Origin of the sequence: Streptomyces sp. NBC_01296 (genome assembly GCF_035984415.1) — a bacterium.
Lineage (GTDB): Bacteria > Actinomycetota > Actinomycetes > Streptomycetales > Streptomycetaceae > Streptomyces.
This window is the reverse complement of sequence record NZ_CP130720.1, coordinates 7,065,534-7,082,218: the sequence shown is the minus strand read 5'-3', so window position 1 is coordinate 7,082,218 and position 16,685 is coordinate 7,065,534. Positions and strand designations below refer to the sequence as shown.

The following is a 16,685-nucleotide window of genomic DNA, read 5'->3' as shown; positions in this document are numbered from 1 at the left end:
CGCTGATCATCTCGGGAAGTGCCTTTTCCCGGCCTTCCTCTTGTTCGGCCGGGGATTCCCCTGCTACATCTGCTCCATGACCGACCATTCCCCTGACGCCACCGACTGGCGCATCCTGACGGCCCTCCAGGAAGACGGCCGGGCCAGCTTCGCCGAGCTCGCACGCGCCGTCTCCATGTCCTCGAGCGCGGTCACCGAGCGGGTGCGCCGTCTGGAAGAGGCCGGCGTGATCACCGGGTACACCGCGGTGGTGGACCCGGAGAAGCTGGGCAAGTCCATCCTGGCGCTGGTCCGGCTGCGCTATCCGCACGGCAACTACAAGCCGTTCCACGACCTGTTGGAGGCCACCCCGGAGATCCTGGAGGCCCATCACGTCACGGGCGACGACTGCTTCGTGCTCAAGGTCGCCGCCCGCTCGATGGGGCATCTGGAGGAGGTCGCGGGCCGGATCTCGGGCCTCGGCTCCGTCACCACCAGCATCGTGTACTCCTCGCCGCTGCCGCGCCGCCCGCTCAGTCCGTGAGGGCCGCGGTGCGGTGGCGCACCACGGAGCCGCCGCGCTGCTTGACGATCTCCAACTGCGCCTGCACCCGGGTCCGCAGGTCGGCGACGTGGCTCACGATGCCGACGCTGCGGTCCCGTTCGCGCAGCGAGTCCAGGACGTCGAGCACCTCGTCCAGCGCCTGGTCGTCGAGGCTGCCGAAGCCCTCGTCGATGAAGAGGGTGTCCAGGCGCATGCCGCCCGCCTCGTCGGTGACCACGTCGGCCAGGCCCAGCGCGAGGGCGAGCGAGGCGAAGAAGGTCTCGCCGCCCGACAGCGTGGCGGTGTCGCGCTCGCTGCCGGTCCAGGCGTCCACCACGTGCAGCCCGAGGCCGGAACGACCTCGTCCGCTCGCCTTGGCGTCGGAGTGGACGAGCGTGTAGCGGCCGCCGGACATCCGCAGCAGCCGTACCGTCGCGGCGGCGGCGACCTGCTCCAGGCGGGCGGCCAGGACGTACGCCTCCAGCCGCATCTTGCGCTCGTTGTCGGCGGAGGTGCCGGCGGTCAGCCCGGCCAGCCGGGCCACCCGGTCGTACGCCTCGCGCAGCGGGCCGAGCGCCCGCAGCTCCTGCTCCGCCTGCCGGGAGAGCCGGTCCAGCTCCGTGCAGCGAACCCGGGCCGCGTCCACGGCGGACCCTGCCGTACGAAGCTTCGCGGCGGCCCGGGCTTCGTACGCCTCGGCGGCATCCGGCGCGGCCGGGGGCAGCGTAGCGGCCGCGGCGGTGTCGCTCTCGCCGAGGCGGTCCGCCAGCATGGCCTCCTCCGCCTGCCAGGTGTCCATCCTCCGCTGGAGCCCGGTGCGTTCGTAGTCCGGGAGCACCGCGTCGGCGGCGGCGTCGACGGTGTCGAACCCGGCCTTGAAGGCGGCGTCGGCGAGCCGGGCGTCGGCCTCCTTCAGCCGGGCCGCGGTGTCCTCGGCCCGGCGCAGCGTGGCGGCCGCCCGGGTGACCATCCGTACCCGCTCCTCCAGGAGCCTGGCGCGCGCGGCGACCGTGGGCGCGTCCCCCCGGACGAGGGCCAGCTCGGCCTCCAGCTTGGCCTGTTCCTGGTCCAGGGAGTCGCGCAGGGTGGCCCGGGCGGCGGAGCGGCGCTCGGAGTCGAGCCGGTCGGAGCTGCGTACGGCGTGCTCGCGCTCGGCGCGGGCCAGCCGCTCCCGGGCGGCGTGCAGTCCGGCGGCCGCGGCATGGGCGGCGGCGTGCCGGGAGCTGAGGTCCGAGGTCAGCGCGAGGAGCTCCTCGGTGGTGGCCTCCCCGGCGGCCGCAGCGGCCTCGGCCCGGGCCTCCTGGACGGCGGCGAGTTTCCGCTCGACGGCGGCCCTGCGCTCCTCGGCCTGCTCGTAGCGGCCGTGGGCGGCGTCCTCGGCGGCCCGGTCCACGTGCCCGGGGGCCGGGCGCGCCGGAGCGGGGTGCTCCGCCGATCCGCACACCGTGCACGCCTCCCCCGCCACCAGCGCCTCGGCGAGCTCGGCGGCGATCCCGCGCAGCCGGCTCTCCTTGAGCTCCAGCCAGCGCTCCCGGGCGGCGGTCGACTCCTCGCGTACGCAGAGCAGTTCGCCCTCGGCGCGCTCCGCGGCGGCATCCAGTTCGTCCCGGCGCCGGGCGGCGGTCAGGTGCATCCGGGCCGGCTCCAGCCGCCCCGCGAGCTGCTCGGCCAGCGTCGCGGCCTGCTGGGCGGCGTCCACCCGCTCCGCCAGCGCGGTCCGGGTGGCCTCCCAGCGGTCGAGCCAGTCGGCGGACTCCCGCAGCTGCTCCTCGGCGTCGCGGGCCTCCCGCTCCAGGGTGGCCCGCTCGCGGCCGATCTCGGCGCTGCGCTGCTCCGCCCGCTGGGCGGCGCCGAGGGCGCCGAGGTCTTCGCGCAGCCGCTGCTCCACGGCGGAAAGCTGCTCGGTGCCCGCCTCGGCGAGGGTCTGCGGGAGCTCCGCCCGGGCGGCGGCCTCCGCGTGGGCGGCGGACAGGTGGGCCGCGGACGCGGCTCCGCGCAGTTCCAGGGCGGGGGCCACCAGGGCGCCCCGGCGGGCCCGGTCCAGCAGGGCCCGGACCCGGTCCCGCTCGGGCTCCGCCTCGGCGAGCAGGGCGGTGCGGCGGGCCGTCTCGGCGTGGCGGCGCTGGAGGCGGTCGAGCTCGCGCGCCTCCTCGGCGGCCCGCCGGGCGGCGGCGTGCCGGCCCTCGACGGCGGCCAGCGCGTACTCGGCGACGGTCAGCCACTCCCGGGCCGCGCAGCGCGCGACGGCCGCCCAGGCCCGGATCGCCCCGGCCAGCCCGGGGTCGCCCGGCTGGTGCCCGGGCAGCGGCCAGGCCCGCAGGTCGGCGCTGTCCCCCGCGGCCTGGGCGAGCCGCTGGGCGGTGCCGAGCACCTTCTCGTCGCCGGCGCGCACCTTGGCCTCGGCGGCGCGGCGGCGCTCGGCGAGCAGGGTCTCGACGGCGGCGAAGCGGCGGGTGTCGAAGAGCCGGCCCAGCAGCCGGCCCCGCGCCGCCTCGTCGGCCCGCAGGAACTTGGCGAACTCGCCCTGCGGCAACAGCACGACCTGGCAGAACTGCTCGCGGCTCATGCCGAGCAGCTGCTCGATCTCCTCGCCGATCTCCTGGTGGGAACGGCTGAGCCCCTGCCAGCGTTCCCCGTCGTACTCGCGCAGCCAGCTCTGCGCCTTGTCCTTGGTGGTGCCGGCGCCGCGCTTCTTCGGCCGGTCCTGCTCGGGGCGCCGGGTGATCTCCAGGCGCCGCCCGCCCGCGGCGAGTTCGAGGGTGACCTCGGTCGGGATCCCGGCGCCGGCGTGGTCGCTGCGCAGGCTGGTGCCGGGGGCCTGGCGGGGGCCGGGCACCGATCCGTACAGGGCGTAGCAGACGGCGTCGAGGACGGAGGTCTTGCCCGCGCCGGTGGGGCCGTGGAGCAGGAAGATCCCGGCGCCGGAGAGCGCGTCGAAGTCGATCTCCTGGGGTTCGGCGAAGGGCCCGAAGGCGGTGATCCTGAGCCGGTGCAGCCTCATCGGCGGGTCTCCTGCCGGCCGTCGTCCGCCCGGACGTCCTCGAAGGCGCCCTGCAGCACGGCCCGTTCGGCCTCGTCGGCGACCCCGCCGCCGCGCACGTGGGCGACGAAGTCCTCGGCGATCTCCTGGTCGCTGCGCCCCTTGAGGCGCTGGGCGTACGAGGTTCCGCCGTCGCCCTCGCGGCCCTCGGGGTCGAAGGCGAGGCTGAGGGTGTGCGGGAAGCGGGCGGCGAGCCGGGCCATGGGGTCCTCGGGCCGGACCGGGTCGGTGAGGGTGGCCTCGATCCAGGAGTCCTCGTACGCGGCGTACGACGCCTCCTCGAGCAGCTCGTCGAGCCGCCCCCGGACCCGGGCGAGCGGCCGCGGCACGGGGGTGTCGATGCGCTCGGCGGTGATCTCCCCGGCCGGGCCGAGGTCGACCAGCCACATGGTCTTGCGGTGGTCGGCCTCGGAGAAGGAGTAGGCGAGCGGGGAACCGGAGTAGCGGACCCGTTCGTTGATCGTCTGGCAGCCGTGGAGGTGGCCGAGGGCCGCGTAGTCCACCCCGTCGAAGACGGCGGCGGGCACGGCCTCGACCCCGCCCACGGCGATGTCGCGCTCGCTGTCGCTGGCCTGCCCGCCGGTGACGAAGGCGTGGGCGAGGACGACGGAGCGGGTGCCGGGGGCGCGGGCGGCGAGGTCGGCCCGGACGAGGTCCATGGCCGCGCCCAGCACGGCCTCGTGGCTCACCTTCTGCGCGCCGAAGCGGTCTTTCACCAGGGCGGGCTCCAGGTACGGCAGTCCGTACAGCGCCACCTCCCCGTGTACGTCGGCCAGCACCACGGGGTCGGCGCAGCCCTCGGGGTCGGTCCGCAGGTGGATCCCGGCCCGGCCGATGAGCCCGGCGCCGACGCCGAGGCGGCGGGCGGAGTCGTGGTTGCCGGAGATCATCACGGTGGGCACGCCGAGGTCGGCGAGCCGGTGCAGGGCCCGGTCGTACAGCTCGACGGCGGGCAGCGGGGGCACGGCCCGGTCGTAGACGTCGCCGGCGACGAGGACGGCGTCGACCTCGTGCTCGCGGACGGTCTCGACCAGGTGGTCGATGAAATCGGCCTGGGCCCCGAGCAGGTTCACGCGGTGGAAGGACCGGCCGAGATGCCAGTCGGAGGTGTGCAGGAGCCTCACTCGCCGGCCCCGCCGGACGTCTCGCCGCACATGTTTCTTCCGTCCCCCTGGTCGTCCCGGTCGTCTCCCGCTCGCTGAGCCCCTCTACGCTAACGCGTCACCGGGGCCCCCGGGCCACGTCCTCAGGACGCGTACGTCTCCCCGCCGAGGGTGAGGGTGGCGCTTCCGGCCGTACTGTCGGCGAGCCAGGCCTCGAAGGCGGGCAGGTCCGCCTCGGGCAGGGCGACCTCGATCTCGACGGCGGCCCCGTAGCGCAGGTCCACCACGGTCCGGCCGGTGGAGCGCAGGTCGTTCTGGGTCTTGCCGGCCCGCTGGTGGTCCACGGTGACGGTGGCCAGCCGGTAGCGCCGCCGGGTGACGGTGCCGAGCTCGTCGAGGGCCTCGCCGACGACTCCCCCGTAGGCCCGGATGAGCCCGCCGGCGCCGAGCTTCACGCCGCCGTAGTACCGGGTGACGACGGCCACGGCGTACCGCACGTCGCGGCGCATCAGCATCTGCAGCATGGGCACCCCGGCGGTCCCGCCGGGCTCCCCGTCGTCGCTGGCCTTCTGGACGGAGGCGTCGGCCCCGATGACGTACGCGAAGCAGTTGTGCGAGGCGGTGGGGTGCTCCTTGCGGATGCGCGCGATGAACTCCTGCGCCTCCGGCTCGGTCGCGGCGGGCGCGAGCGAGCACAGGAAGCGCGAGCGGTTGATCTCGGACTCGTGCACGCCCTCGCGGGCCACCGTCACGTACTGGTCTGCCTTCACCGCTCCACCCTACGGGGAATCGGACATGTGTCTTTTCGGTTGATCACGGGTGCGGGCCGGAGCACCGGGTCGCGTCCGGAAGGCAACAGGAGGCGGCACCCGTGTACGGCGACCAGGCAACCATCCGCAGGATCCTCACCGAGCTCGGCGACACCTGGGCCGTGGTGGGCCTCTCCAACAACCAGGACCGGGCGGCCTACGGAGTGGCCCGCACTCTCCAGCGGTTCGGCAAGCGGGTGGTTCCCGTGCACCCGAAGGCGGAGACGGTGCACGGCGAGCAGGGCTACGCCTCGCTCCAGGAGATCCCGTTCAAGGTGGACGTGGTGGACGTCTTCGTGAACAGTGCGCTCGCCGGGGCGGTCGCCGACGAGGCCGTTGCCGTCGGCGCGCAGGCCGTCTGGTTCCAGCTGGGCGTGCTCGACGACGAGGCCTTCGCCCGCACCCGCGAGGCCGGCCTGGACATGGTGATGGACCGCTGCCCCGCCATCGAGATCCCGGCGCTGTAGCCGTCCGCTGCATGCCGTCGACGGGCGGGATGGAGACGGCCAGGGTCATCTCCACCGGCCCGCGCCGGTCGTCGCCGAGCAGCATGCTCGCACCGCTCCCCGCGCCGGTCTCCGACTTCGGCGGCGGGCTGCTGACCCGCCGGCTGCCGGCGCTCACGGTGGTCGTGGTCTCGCAGGCCCTCGCCGCCGTCGCGCTCGGCGCGGTCGTCCTGGGCACCGGGGCCTGGCGGGAGGCCGGGCCGCAGCTGTGGTTCGCGGTCGCCGCGGGCCCGGTCGGGCCGGTCGCCATGCTCTGCTTGTACAAGCCTTCGGGTTCGGCTCGGTGATGGCGCTGATCGCGCACGCCTCCGGCAGCATCGCCGGGCTGTTCCTCGCCCTGTTCGTCCAGCGGGTCACCAACGTGGCCGCGGGCGGCACCGCCCTGTGGGTCCGGACCCGGCGCGACACCCCGGCCCTCCCGGCCGGCGCGCGCCCGCGGATCCTGTGGGCTCTGGTGCCGGCGCTGGCCTTCGTCGGCCTCGCGGACGTCGCGGCGAACGGCACGTACTCCATCGCCGCCCAGCACGGTCCGGTGACCGTGGCCGCCGTGCTCTCCTCGCTCTACCCGGTGATCACCGCGCTCGCCGCCTTCGCCGGACTGAAGGAACGGCTGTGGGCCGTCCAGGCGGCCGGCGCCGGCACGGCCATCGCCGGCACGGCCATCGCCGGCACGGTCCTGCTGGCCGCCGGCCAGGCCGTCTGGGATCCGGACCAGGATCAGGCGGGTTCCGCCGCCGCGTCGGCGGAGCACTGCTCGGCCTCCACCAGCTGCGCCACCGCGCGCAGCTGGTCCGGTGTCACCCCGTCCGGTATCGGTACGGGCGTCGGAGTCCGCAGCGGCGGCTGCCAGCCCGTCTCCGGCTGCCACCGGCGGACGATCCGTGCGGGCGCCCCGGCCACCACGGCGTGGTCCGGCACCTCGCCCCGTACGACGGCCCCCGCGGCCACCACCACGTTGCGGCCCAGCCGCGCCCCCGGCAGGATCACCGCGCCCGTGCCGAGCCAGCAGCCGGGGCCTATCTCCACCGGTGCGCTGCGCGGCCACTGCTTGCCGACGGGCTCGTGCGGATCGTCGTAGCTGTGGTTGGTGGAGGTGATGTAGACCCCGGGCCCGCAGAACGTGTCGTCGCCGATGGTGATCCGGGTGTCGGCGATGACGTGGGTGTCCCGGCCGAGCACCACTCCGTTGCCGAGGACCAGCACCGGCTCGGTGCCGAGGTCGAGGCCGGGCATCATCCCGGCGGTCAGCGTGACCTGCTCGGCGATGATGCAGTGCTCGCCGAGGCGGATCCACGGCTCCCCGAAGACCGTGCCCTGGGGGAACGCGAGGCGGGTGCCGTGCCCGATCGCGCCGAACCGCAGCCGCCCGGGGGTCTGCGCGGTGACCGCACCGGCCTGCTGCATCCAGCGCCAGCCGGCGTGGACCGCGCGGTTGGCGAGTCTGCGGCGCAGGGCCGTCAGGGATGAGAACGTGTTCTGGTTCTTCGGCACCGGGCCACCGTAACGCGCAGAGCGCCCCGAGCGCGCCGTGATCTTCACCCCATCGCCGTTCGCGCGGGGCGCGTGCCCTACCGTGCCGGTAGGGCGACACGGCAGGGCACGGCAGACACGGCCCGGCAGGGCCGGCACAGGACTGAGGAAGAGAAACATGACGTATCAGGCGGACCAGGGCCGGGCACTCGTCGCGGGCCTGGGCGGCAAGAACCCGCAGATCGACCCCACGGCCTTCACCGCGCCCACCTCGGTCGTGATCGGCGAGGTCACGATGGCCCCGGGCGCGAGCATCTGGTACTCGGCGGTGCTGCGCGCCGACTGCGGCCCGATCTCGCTCGGCGCGGACAGCAATGTGCAGGACAACTGCACGCTGCACGTCGACCCCGGGTTCCCGGTCTCGATCGGCGAGCGCGTCTCCATCGGCCACAACGCCGTGGTGCACGGCTGCACCGTCGAGGACGACTGCCTCATCGGCATGGGCGCCACCGTCCTGAACGGTGCGGTGATCGGTGCCGGTTCGCTGGTGGCCGCGCAGGCGCTGGTCCCGCAGGGCATGGTGGTCCCGCCCGGTTCGCTGGTCGCGGGTGTGCCGGCCAAGGTGCGGCGCGAGCTGACCGACGAGGAGCGCGAGGGCATCAAGGTCAACGCCCTGATGTACGCGGACCTGGCCAAGCAGCACCGGGCCGCCGTCCAGCCCCCGCAGTAGCCGTACGCACGCCCGCGGCCGGAGGGCATCCGGCCGCGCGGCGGTCGTCTACTCGGCCGCGGCCGTCTACTCCGCCGCGGCCGTCTCCGCCTCGGCCGGCGCCGACGCGGCAGCCGCCTTCTTCATACGGCTGCGGAGCACCAGCGTCACCGTGAGGCCGATCAGCAGCGCCAACAGCAGCGCCACCCAGGAGAAGCCCTTCAGCCAGGGCTCCGCGACGATGCCGATCGAGTAGATGACGGCGGTGGTGCCGCCCGCCCAGAGGATGCCGCCGAGGATGTTCGCGATCAGGAACCGCCAGTACGGCATGTGCAGCACGCCGGCCAGCGGGCCGGCGAAGATCCGCAGCAGCGCCACGAACCGCCCGAAGAAGACGGCCCACATGCCCCACCTGTCGAAGGCGCGCTCCGCCTGGGCCACGTGCTCCGGCCCGAAGTGCTTGGGGAACCGCCGGCCGAGCCGCTCCAGCAGCGGCTTGCCGCCCCTGCGCCCGATCGCGTAGCCGATCGAGTCGCCGACGATCGCCCCGGTGGACGCACAGATCCCCAGGACCACGGGGTCGATCTCGCCGTGCTGAGAGGCCAGCAGCGCCGAGCTGACCAGGATGATCTCCCCTGGCAGCGGGATGCCGAGGCTCTCCAGCCCGATGACCAGACCCACCAGGAGATAGATGCTGACCGCCGGAATCGTCTCCAGCCATTCCTGGATGTGCACCGGTACGTCCTCCCGTAGCGCGGCGGCGCGTCCCCTGTGACATGCCGAACGGGCAGCCTATCTGCTGTTGACCACAGCCTTTGCCGTCAGGTGGAGTTCGCGGGAGGAACGGCCCGCGAACACTTCACGACGGCCTGAACCCAGCACCCAGGCGTGCCGTTCGGGATCCCAGGAGGACAGCGCGCGGGCGTCGACGTCGAGGACCACCTGCTGAGCCTCGCCCGGCTCCAGGGTGAGCCGCCGGTAGCCGGCCAGCGCGCGCACGGGCTGGTCGAGCTTCAGCTCCGCGGAGGGGCCGACGTACACCTGGGCCACCTCGGTGCCCTTGCGGCGCCCGGTGTTGCGGACCGTGAACTCCACGCGCAGGCCGCCGCGCTCCGGCCGGACGCTCAGCTTCTCGTACTCCCACGTCGTGTACGAGAGCCCGTGCCCGAACGGGAACAGCGGCGCCACCTGCTGCGCGTCGTACCAGCGGTGCCCGACGTGGATGCCCTCGGTGTACTCCTGCCGGCCGCCCACCCCCGGGTAGCGCCGCGGGTCGCCGGCGACCGGGGTCGCGTGCTCGTCGGCCGGAAAGGTCTGGGTGAGCCGGCCGCCCGGATCCACGTCTCCGAAGAGGATGTCGGCGGTGGCTGCGGCCCCCTCCTGGCCCGGGTAGTACATCTGGAGGACCGCTCCGGTACGGGGGAGCCACGGCATCGTCGTACCGGAGGAGGTGTTGAGCACGACCGCGGTGCGGGGGTTCGCGGCGGCGACCGCCTCGATCAGCCGGGCCTGCCCGCCGGGCAGGCCCAGCGAGGTCCGGTCGGTGCCCTCGGTGGCGTCCTCGTAGGCGAACAGCACGACGCTGCGCGCCTGCTCGGCGGTCTTCACGGCCTCGGCGAGATCGGCGGCCCGGGTCGCCTTCGTGGTGTGCCGCAGCCGGAACCGCTGGCCCTTGTCCCCGCCCTCGGCGAAGACGGCGAGCCGGTGGGTGCCCGCCGTCAGGGCGAGGGTGCGGCGGCGGACGGCGAGCCCGTCGGGCGCCCTGCCGACGAGTCCGCCGGCGAAGTACTCGGCCACGCCCTGCCGGATCGGGAACAGCTCCTCGCCGTCGAGGCGCACGCCCGGCCGCTTCCCGGTGTAGTGGACGAGCAGCGTCCACTCGTCGTCCGCGGTGAGCGTGAACTCGCCCTCGTGGCTCCAGCTCCGCCCGGCGTCCACCCGCCGCTCGTCGAGGTCGGCGGCCGGGGTGAGCAGCTTCGCCGGGAGCGGGCGGCCGTACAGGTCCTCGCCGAGGGCGTGGAGCACCGTACTGCCGTTCCCGGCGCGCTGCCGGATCGCGTCGAGCGGGGAGAGCGCCTTGTCGGGGACCACGTGCGCGCTGCCGCCGCCGCTGACGAAGGGCACCCGGCCGGTGGGTCCGATGACGGCGATCGAGCGGGCCGCGGCGCCGGTCAGCGGCAGGGTGGCGTGCTCGTTGTGCAGCAGCACCGCACCCGCGGTGGCGACCCGGCGGGCGACCCGGGCCCCGGCGGCGGCGTCCCGGGCGGGCCGGGCCGGCGGGTGCGCCGAGAGCAGCCCGAAGCGGTCCATGGTGGCCAGGATCCGGCGTACCGCGAGGTCCACGGTGTCCTCGTGGACGGAGCCGCCGCGCACGGCCTCCTGGAGCGAGCCGCCGAAGTGGGTGCCGCCGGGCATCTCCATGTCGAGGCCGGCGCCGATGGCGGCGACGGTGCTGTGGGCCGCGTCCCAGTCGGACATCACCCAGCCGCCGAACCCCCAGCGCCCGCGCAGCAGTTCGTCGAGCAGGGGCTTGTTCTCGCACGCGTACGTGCCGTTGACCTTGTTGTACGCGCCCATCACGGCGCCCGCTCCGGCGGCGACGGCGGCCTCGAAGCCGCGCAGCTCCGTCTCGTGCAGGGTCTGTTCCGCGGCCACGACGTCGACGGTGTCGCGGCCCTGCTCCTGGTTGCCCAGGGCGAAGTGCTTGACGGTGGCGATGAGCCCTTCGTCCTGGATGCCGCGGACCGTCTCCGCGACGAGGTCCGCCGTGAGCCGGGGGTCCTCGGCGAAGGTCTCGAAGTTCCGCCCGGCGTAGGGGGTGCGGATCAGGTTGGCCATCGGGGAGAGCAGCACGTCCTGGCCGAGCGCCCGGCCCTCGCGGCCGATGACCCTGCCGTACTCGCGGGCCAGCGCCGGGTCGAAGGCGGAGGCCAGCATCACGGGTGCGGGCAGTGCGGTGGCCGGTCGGGCGACGCGTACCCCGGCCGGCCCGTCGGCGAGCCGCAGCGCCGGGATGCCGAGGCGCGGTACGCCGGGCAGGTACCCGGCCTGGCCGAGCGGGGCCGGGTCCCGGCCGCCGTGCAGCAGGGCGGTCTTCTCCTCGAGGGTGAGCCGCTCCAGGAGGACGTCGATGCGGGCGGTGCTGCCGGGCCGGGCCCCGGCCGGGGCGGCTGCGGCCGTCGCCGGGGCCGTACGGGGGACCGCGCCGGGCGGTACCGCGGCCACGCAGCCGCCCGTTCCCAGGGCGGCCCCCATGGCCCCGAGCAGCCGCATCGCGCAGCGTCTGGACACGGCCTCGCTCATGGCGCTCCCTGCGGCTGCGGTCGGCGGGAGCGGCCCGCGCCGGACCGCTCCCGCGCCCACTGTGCGCCGCCGACCCGCCCGGGTCGACTCAGACGCGCCACCGCTGCGCCGAGGTTCAGCCCTGCGGCGGCGGCTCCAGCGCGTCGGCGTCGCGGCGCGGCCCGTCCTGTGCCTGGACGCGCGCCTCGGTGCGGTGCCCGCGCGCGATGTAGTCCCGTACGACGGCCTCGACGGCGTCCTGGGGCGAACCGATCCCGGCGAGGACCATCACCTCCACCACGAGCTCGGCGTCGAGACTGATGCCGACCTTGGCCACGGCCACCTCCTGATCGTCGGACGCGGACTCTAGCGTCCCCCGCGCTCCACCGCGGAAACACGGAACCCGCCCGGGACGGCGGTTCTCCTTCGTCCTCGGGCGGGTCCTCGACCGGCGGCGTCGGCTACGCGTTGGGGCGCAGCGTCCAGACCACGGTCATCTCGCCCGTCACGGCCTCGTCCTCGCGCTGGATGGCGATGGTGACCGGGAACTCCGGGCGGCCGCCCGCGTCGAGTTCGGCGACGACCTCGGCGGCCGGGCGGCCGAGGGTGGCGGTGGCCGTCACGACGCCCTTGGCGAGCTTCTTGTAGCCGATCTCGGCCCTGACGGCGAGGGGCACGGCGCGCGAGAGCTGGTCGCCGAAGGCGGCCAGGACGATCGCGCCGCTCGCGGACTCGGCGAGGGTGAACATGGCTCCGGCGTGCGGGCCGCCCACGTGGTTGTGGTAGTCGGGCTGGTCCGGCAGCCGGACGACCGCGCGCTCGGGGGTGGTCTCCAGGAACTGGAGGTTCAGGGTCCGGGCCATCGGCACCGTCGCGGCGAGCAGTTCGCCCACGTTCATCTGATCTGCGCTCATGAAAGACGATGTTACCCGCGAGTAGATGTGCTTGGCCAGACCTGACCCGGGGGCGGACGTGGCCCCTGTCAGCCCCGCCCACTATCGTTACCGGCCATGTGGCCAGGACAGCAGCAGCCGCCCGGGGGAGAACAGAACCCTCAGGACGCGCATCAGAACCCGTACCAGCAGCAGCCGGAACAGCCGGGACAGCAGCCGAACCCGTACCAGCAGCAGCAGCCCGGCTACGGGTACCCGCAGGCGGGTTACCAGACGCCCCCGCCGGTCCAGCCGTGGGGCCAGCCCCAGCAGGCCGTGCAGCAGCCGCAGGGCGGCGGCGGGAGCCCGTACGCGACCAAGACCGTGGCCATCGTCGCGGCGGCCGCGGTCATCGTGGTGGCCGCCGCGACCGGCGCGTTCGTCCTGACCCGGGACGACAAGAAGAACGACGAGGCCGACAACAAGCCCGCCGCCGCCTCCTCGGCTCCGGCCACCTCCGAGGCCCCGGCCTCGCCCGGCGCCAACCCGCGCGCCGGCGGCGACGCCAAGCCGGTGATCCCGGGCTGGAAGGTCGTCCTCAACCCGAAGTACGGCACCGCGTTCGACGTCCCGCCGGAGTGGAACGTCGCGAGCGCCGGCGTCATCTCGGGCTTCGAGGACGACACCAAGAACGACGGCATGCCGATCATCAGCTTCTCCGCGCCCGCCTTCCTCAAGGAGGACTGGTGCAAGGTCGACTCCAACAAGGACGGCCGTGAGGAGTCGACCGGGCTCGCCGGCACCGGCACCAAGGGCGGCCAGGGCGCCAAGGACACCGCCGAGGCGGTGAAGAACGAGGCCGGCAACTGGGCGTACGCCGCCTTCGCCCAGAAGGCGCCCAAGGGCACCGTGAAGGTATCGGAGCCCAAGGAGTACACCACCTCCTCCGGCCTCAAGGGGCACATGGCGACCGCGACGGCGATCGGCGTGCCCAAGGAGAACAAGTGCTCCTCCGACGGCAAGTCCATCGCCTTCAGCTTCAAGACCGCCAACGGTGACTTCTCCAGCTGGGTCCTCTACAGCGCCGCGGGCGTCCAGGGCGAGGTTCCCCAGGAGACGATGGAGAAGATCCTCAGCTCGGTGCGACTGAACGGCACCGCCGGCAACAGCTGACCCGCGCGTCCCGGATCCGTCCTGTTCGCACCATCCGTCCGACCCCGCGCCCCGGGCCGCAATCCGTTTGGATTCTCGGCCCGGGGCGTGGATAGTCCGGGGGTGAGCTCTCCCCCCACCACCCCGTCCCGGACGACCGCACACCGCCGCCGGCCCGCCTGGGCCGGCCGCAACTACACCCTGCTGACGGGTGCCGCGGTCGTGACGAACATCGGCAGCCACGGAGCTCTCATCGCGTCGGCCTTCGCCGTCCTGGAGGCGGGCGGGTCCGGCGGCGACGTCGGCCTGGTGGCGGCGGCCCGTACGCTCCCGCTCGTCCTCTTCCTGCTCATCGGCGGCGCGCTCGCCGACCGGCTGCCGCGCCACCGGGTGATGGTCGCGGCCAACGCCCTCAACTGCGTCTCGCAGGCGGCGTTCGCCGTGCTCGTCCTGACCGGGCACCCGCAGCTGTGGCAGATGATGCTGCTCACCGCGCTCTGCGGCACCGGCACGGCCTTCTTCAACCCCGCCGCCGAGGGCATGCTGCTCTCCAGCGTCTCCGGCGAGCACGCCAACCGCGCCTTCGCCCTCTTCCGGATGGCCATGAACGGCGCCGGCATCGGCGGGGCGGCGCTCGGCGGGGCCATGATCGCCGCGATCGGCCCCGGCTGGGTCCTGGCCGTGGACGCCGCCGCGTTCGCTCTGGCCGGAGCCCTCCGCGCCTTCCTGGACGTCAGCCACGTCCCCGACCGGGCCGCGGGGGGCGGCCTGCTGGCGGACCTGCGCGAGGGCTGGGTGGAGTTCCGGACCCGGCCCTGGCTGTGGAGCATCGTGCTCCAGTTCTCCGTGGTCGTCGCCGTCGTCGGTGCGGCCGAGGCGGTCTACGGTCCGCTCGTCGCCCGCGACCAGCTGGGCGGGCCCGCCCCCTGGGGCCTTGCACTGGGCTTCTTCGGCATCGGCACCATCGCCGGGGCCGTCCTGATGATGGTGTGGAAACCGCGCCGGCTGCTGCTGGTCGGCACCGTGTGCGTGTTCCCGCTGGCGCTGCCGTCGGCGGGTCTGGCGGTCCCGCTGCCGGTGTGGGGCCTGTGTGCGGTGATGTTCGTCAGCGGCACGGCCATCGAGGTGTTCGGCGTGAACTGGATGACGACCATGCACCAGGAGATCCCGGAGGAGAAGTTCTCCCGGGTCTCCGCCTACGACTGGTTCGGCTCGGTGTCCATGCTCCCGCTGGCCACCGCCGTGGCCGGTCCGGCCGAGTCGGCCTTCGGCCGTACCTCCGCCCTGTGGGGCTGCGCCACGCTGGTCGTCCTGGGCACCGCGGCGGTCCTCTTCGTTCCGGACGTACGCCGGCTGACCCGCAAGCCCTCGCCCCCGAAGGCCTCCTCGATCCCGGCCGCCGCCGCACCCGACCCGGCGGCCGCGCCCACCGGGAGTGGGGTGTGTCCGGCTAGCCGAGGCTGAACGCGCCCTCCGGCGGCTCCGGCGAGGCAACGGCGTCCGCGTCCCCGACCGGCGCCGCCCCCTTCATGAACCGGGCCAGGGCCGCCCCCTCCTCGACCCGCGCGGGAAACGCGTCCGCCGCGCACAGCCGCGACAGCGCAGCCACCGGCAGCTCCGCGTCCGAGGCGAGCAGCACCGCGTTCCCGAACCGCCGCCCGCGCAGCACACCCGGCTCCGCGACCAGCGCGAGCTGCCCGAACGCCGCCCCGAAGTTGGCGAGCTGGGCCCGCAGGAACCCGAACGGCGCCCCGTCGGCCAGGTTCGCCGCGTAGACCCCGCCCGGCCGCAGCACCCGGGCCGCCTCCCGCGCGTACTCCACTGAGGTCAGCTGCGCTGGCACCCGCGAGCCGCCGAACACGTCGGCGACCAGGACGTCCGCACTGTCGGCGGCCGCGCCCTCCAGCCAGGCCCGCGCATCGGCGGCGTGCACCGTGACTCCCGACCCGGCCGGCAGCGGCAGGTGCTCCGCCACCAACTCCACCAGAGCGGCGTCGAACTCCACCACCGCCTGCCGGGAGCCCGGCCGGGTCGCCGCCGCGTACCGGGGCAGCGTCAGCGCGCCGCCGCCGAGGTGCAGCACGTCCAGCGCGGTCCCGGGGTGCGCCACGCAGTCCAGGACGTGCGCGAGCCGGCGTACGTACTCGAACTCCAGGTATTCGGGATCGTCGAGGTCCACGTACGACTGCGGCGCGCCGTCGACGGTCAGCAGCCAGGCCCGCTCCCGGTCCACGTCCGGCATCAGCTTGGCGGTGCCCTGGCCCACGTCCCGGACGACCGGGATCTGTTCGTCGCTCACCGCACCATTGTCCGGCAAGCAGCAGTACGTCAGCCCGCCCAGACGGCGGCCGCCTCGGCCGCGTGCTCCGCCGCCTGCGCGAGCCCGGCACGCGCCGCCGGGTCCCGCCGCGCCGGGTCGAGGACGTTGCGCCCGATGGCCTTGCGGGCCTGCGCAGACGCGGTGATCAGCAGCACCCGGGCCCCCGCCTCCCGCAGCCGCGCCGCCTGGGCGGTCGGTGACGGGAGGCGCCCGGATCCGAGCGGGAGCGGCGCGAGGATGACCACCCGCGCACAGCCGGAGGCGAGGTCGGCATTGGTCGCCGACCGGATCCCGCCGTCGATGAACCGGCGTCCGCCCACGGTGACCGGCGGCCACACCCCGGGCACCGCGCAGCTCGCCGAGACCGCGTCGACCAGTCCGGCGCCGCTCTCCCGGTCGAAGGCCGCGGGCTCGCCGGTGAGCGCGTCGACGGCAGTGACGACGAGCCTGCGCTCGGGCCACTCGTGGGAGACGAGCCGGGCCTCCAGCACTTTGCGCCGCTCCGCCTCACCGCCGGTGTCGGCGGCCAGCGCGAAGGCGCCGACCCGCCTGCGGTAGCTCTCCGGGTCCCGCGAGCGCGCCATCGCGACGGCGTAGCGGGCGAGGAGCCCCGCCCCGAACCGGGCCACCGGCTCTCCGGCGGGGTCGCCGAGCTGGCGCTCGTATAGCTCCTGCGGGGTGAGCAGCCCGGAGGTGAGCTGGGCGCCCACCACCGAGCCCGCCGAGGTGCCGACGACGAGGCCGGCGTCGGTCAGATCCACGCCCGCCTGCGCGAGCCCGTACAGGATCCCGGCCTCCCAGCCGACGCCGGTGAGTCCTCCGCTGCCCAGCACCAGTGCCGTACCGCCGCCGCTCATCCCGGCCCACCCTTCCTCGTACGCCCGTGGTGACGGCAGTCT

General features: G+C 74.6%; 15 protein-coding genes and 1 pseudogene. 6 read left to right on the top strand and 10 right to left on the bottom strand.

Going from position 1 to position 16,685, the window contains the following annotated elements:
* Positions 1-76 precede the first annotated feature (76 nt).
* On the top strand, positions 77-523 hold the full coding sequence (locus OG299_RS32360; RefSeq protein ID WP_327363364.1) for an Lrp/AsnC family transcriptional regulator: 447 nt from the start codon (positions 77-79) through the stop codon (positions 521-523).
* Here the strand turns inward: OG299_RS32360 and OG299_RS32355 are convergent.
* The 3 genes from OG299_RS32355 to OG299_RS32345 form a co-directional block, all read right to left on the bottom strand.
* Positions 513-3,524, bottom strand: a complete 3,012-nt coding sequence (locus OG299_RS32355) for an AAA family ATPase (RefSeq protein ID WP_327363363.1) — start codon at positions 3,522-3,524, stop codon at positions 513-515. The genes OG299_RS32360 and OG299_RS32355 overlap by 11 nt on opposite strands.
* On the bottom strand, positions 3,521-4,687 hold the full coding sequence (locus tag OG299_RS32350) for an exonuclease SbcCD subunit D (protein WP_327363362.1): 1,167 nt from the start codon (positions 4,685-4,687) through the stop codon (positions 3,521-3,523). The genes OG299_RS32355 and OG299_RS32350 overlap by 4 nt, the downstream gene beginning before the upstream one ends.
* 122 nt (positions 4,688-4,809) lie before the next feature.
* Positions 4,810-5,436 carry a YigZ family protein gene (locus OG299_RS32345; protein WP_266631407.1) on the bottom strand — a complete coding sequence of 209 codons (627 nt, stop codon included), beginning with the start codon at positions 5,434-5,436 and terminating at the stop codon, positions 4,810-4,812.
* Between the two features lie 101 nt (positions 5,437-5,537).
* Between OG299_RS32345 and OG299_RS32340 the strand changes: the two genes are divergently transcribed.
* Together OG299_RS32340 and OG299_RS32335 are read left to right on the top strand one after the other, a co-directional pair.
* On the top strand, positions 5,538-5,942 hold the full coding sequence (locus OG299_RS32340; protein WP_327363361.1) for a CoA-binding protein: 405 nt from the start codon (positions 5,538-5,540) through the stop codon (positions 5,940-5,942).
* 83 nt (positions 5,943-6,025) lie between these two features.
* Positions 6,026-6,654, top strand: a pseudogene (locus OG299_RS32335) (EamA family transporter); the annotation flags it as partial.
* A 44-nt stretch (positions 6,655-6,698) separates the two neighbouring features.
* Here the strand turns inward: OG299_RS32335 and OG299_RS32330 are convergent.
* Positions 6,699-7,472 carry an acyltransferase gene (locus OG299_RS32330; protein ID WP_266631403.1) on the bottom strand — a complete coding sequence of 258 codons (774 nt, stop codon included), beginning with the start codon at positions 7,470-7,472 and terminating at the stop codon, positions 6,699-6,701.
* 157 nt (positions 7,473-7,629) lie between these two features.
* On the opposite strand from OG299_RS32330, the gene OG299_RS32325 reads away from it, so the two are divergent.
* Positions 7,630-8,181 carry a gamma carbonic anhydrase family protein gene (locus tag OG299_RS32325; protein WP_266631401.1) on the top strand — a complete coding sequence of 184 codons (552 nt, stop codon included), beginning with the start codon at positions 7,630-7,632 and terminating at the stop codon, positions 8,179-8,181.
* Between the two features lie 66 nt (positions 8,182-8,247).
* Here the strand turns inward: OG299_RS32325 and OG299_RS32320 are convergent, their stop codons facing one another.
* From OG299_RS32320 to OG299_RS32305, 4 genes are all read right to left on the bottom strand, one after another.
* Positions 8,248-8,895: a DedA family protein gene (locus OG299_RS32320; protein ID WP_266631399.1), complete on the bottom strand. Its 648-nt coding sequence runs from the start codon at positions 8,893-8,895 to the stop codon at positions 8,248-8,250.
* 57 nt (positions 8,896-8,952) lie between these two features.
* Entirely contained in the window at positions 8,953-11,463 is a 2,511-nt protein-coding gene (locus OG299_RS32315) for a beta-glucosidase family protein (RefSeq protein ID WP_327363360.1), read from the bottom strand.
* A gap of 115 nt (positions 11,464-11,578) precedes the next feature.
* The gene (locus OG299_RS32310; RefSeq protein WP_266633713.1) at positions 11,579-11,779 is read right to left on the bottom strand and encodes a DUF2191 domain-containing protein; all 201 of its coding nucleotides are present in this window, start codon (positions 11,777-11,779) and stop codon (positions 11,579-11,581) included.
* Between the two features lie 124 nt (positions 11,780-11,903).
* On the bottom strand, positions 11,904-12,356 hold the full coding sequence (locus OG299_RS32305; RefSeq protein WP_327363359.1) for a DUF4442 domain-containing protein: 453 nt from the start codon (positions 12,354-12,356) through the stop codon (positions 11,904-11,906).
* Positions 12,357-12,452: 96 nt separating this feature from the next.
* Here OG299_RS32305 and OG299_RS32300 point away from each other — a divergent pair, with 96 nt between their 5' ends.
* Both OG299_RS32300 and OG299_RS32295 read left to right on the top strand, forming a co-directional pair.
* The gene (locus OG299_RS32300) at positions 12,453-13,487 is read left to right on the top strand and encodes a DUF8017 domain-containing protein (RefSeq protein ID WP_266631393.1); all 1,035 of its coding nucleotides are present in this window, start codon (positions 12,453-12,455) and stop codon (positions 13,485-13,487) included.
* Positions 13,488-13,589: 102 nt separating this feature from the next.
* On the top strand, positions 13,590-14,930 hold the full coding sequence (locus tag OG299_RS32295) for an MFS transporter (protein WP_327363358.1): 1,341 nt from the start codon (positions 13,590-13,592) through the stop codon (positions 14,928-14,930).
* Here OG299_RS32295 and OG299_RS32290 read toward each other — a convergent pair.
* Both OG299_RS32290 and OG299_RS32285 read right to left on the bottom strand, forming a co-directional pair.
* The gene (locus OG299_RS32290; protein WP_266633711.1) at positions 14,917-15,708 is read right to left on the bottom strand and encodes a spermidine synthase; all 792 of its coding nucleotides are present in this window, start codon (positions 15,706-15,708) and stop codon (positions 14,917-14,919) included. The genes OG299_RS32295 and OG299_RS32290 overlap by 14 nt on opposite strands.
* A gap of 86 nt (positions 15,709-15,794) precedes the next feature.
* Positions 15,795-16,643 carry a patatin-like phospholipase family protein gene (locus OG299_RS32285; protein WP_327363357.1) on the bottom strand — a complete coding sequence of 283 codons (849 nt, stop codon included), beginning with the start codon at positions 16,641-16,643 and terminating at the stop codon, positions 15,795-15,797.
* Positions 16,644-16,685: the final 42 nt, after the last annotated feature.

Coding starts and splice junctions, on each gene's coding strand:
- OG299_RS32360 (WP_327363364.1), top strand. CDS start 77: ATGACCGACCATTCCCCTGACGCCACCGACTGGCGCATCCTGACGGCC.
- OG299_RS32355 (WP_327363363.1), bottom strand. CDS start 3,524: ATGAGGCTGCACCGGCTCAGGATCACCGCCTTCGGGCCCTTCGCCGAA.
- OG299_RS32325 (WP_266631401.1), top strand. CDS start 7,630: ATGACGTATCAGGCGGACCAGGGCCGGGCACTCGTCGCGGGCCTGGGC.
- OG299_RS32315 (WP_327363360.1), bottom strand. CDS start 11,463: ATGAGCGAGGCCGTGTCCAGACGCTGCGCGATGCGGCTGCTCGGGGCC.
- OG299_RS32305 (WP_327363359.1), bottom strand. CDS start 12,356: ATGAGCGCAGATCAGATGAACGTGGGCGAACTGCTCGCCGCGACGGTG.
- OG299_RS32300 (WP_266631393.1), top strand. CDS start 12,453: ATGTGGCCAGGACAGCAGCAGCCGCCCGGGGGAGAACAGAACCCTCAG.
- OG299_RS32290 (WP_266633711.1), bottom strand. CDS start 15,708: ATGCCGGACGTGGACCGGGAGCGGGCCTGGCTGCTGACCGTCGACGGC.
- OG299_RS32285 (WP_327363357.1), bottom strand. CDS start 16,643: ATGAGCGGCGGCGGTACGGCACTGGTGCTGGGCAGCGGAGGACTCACC.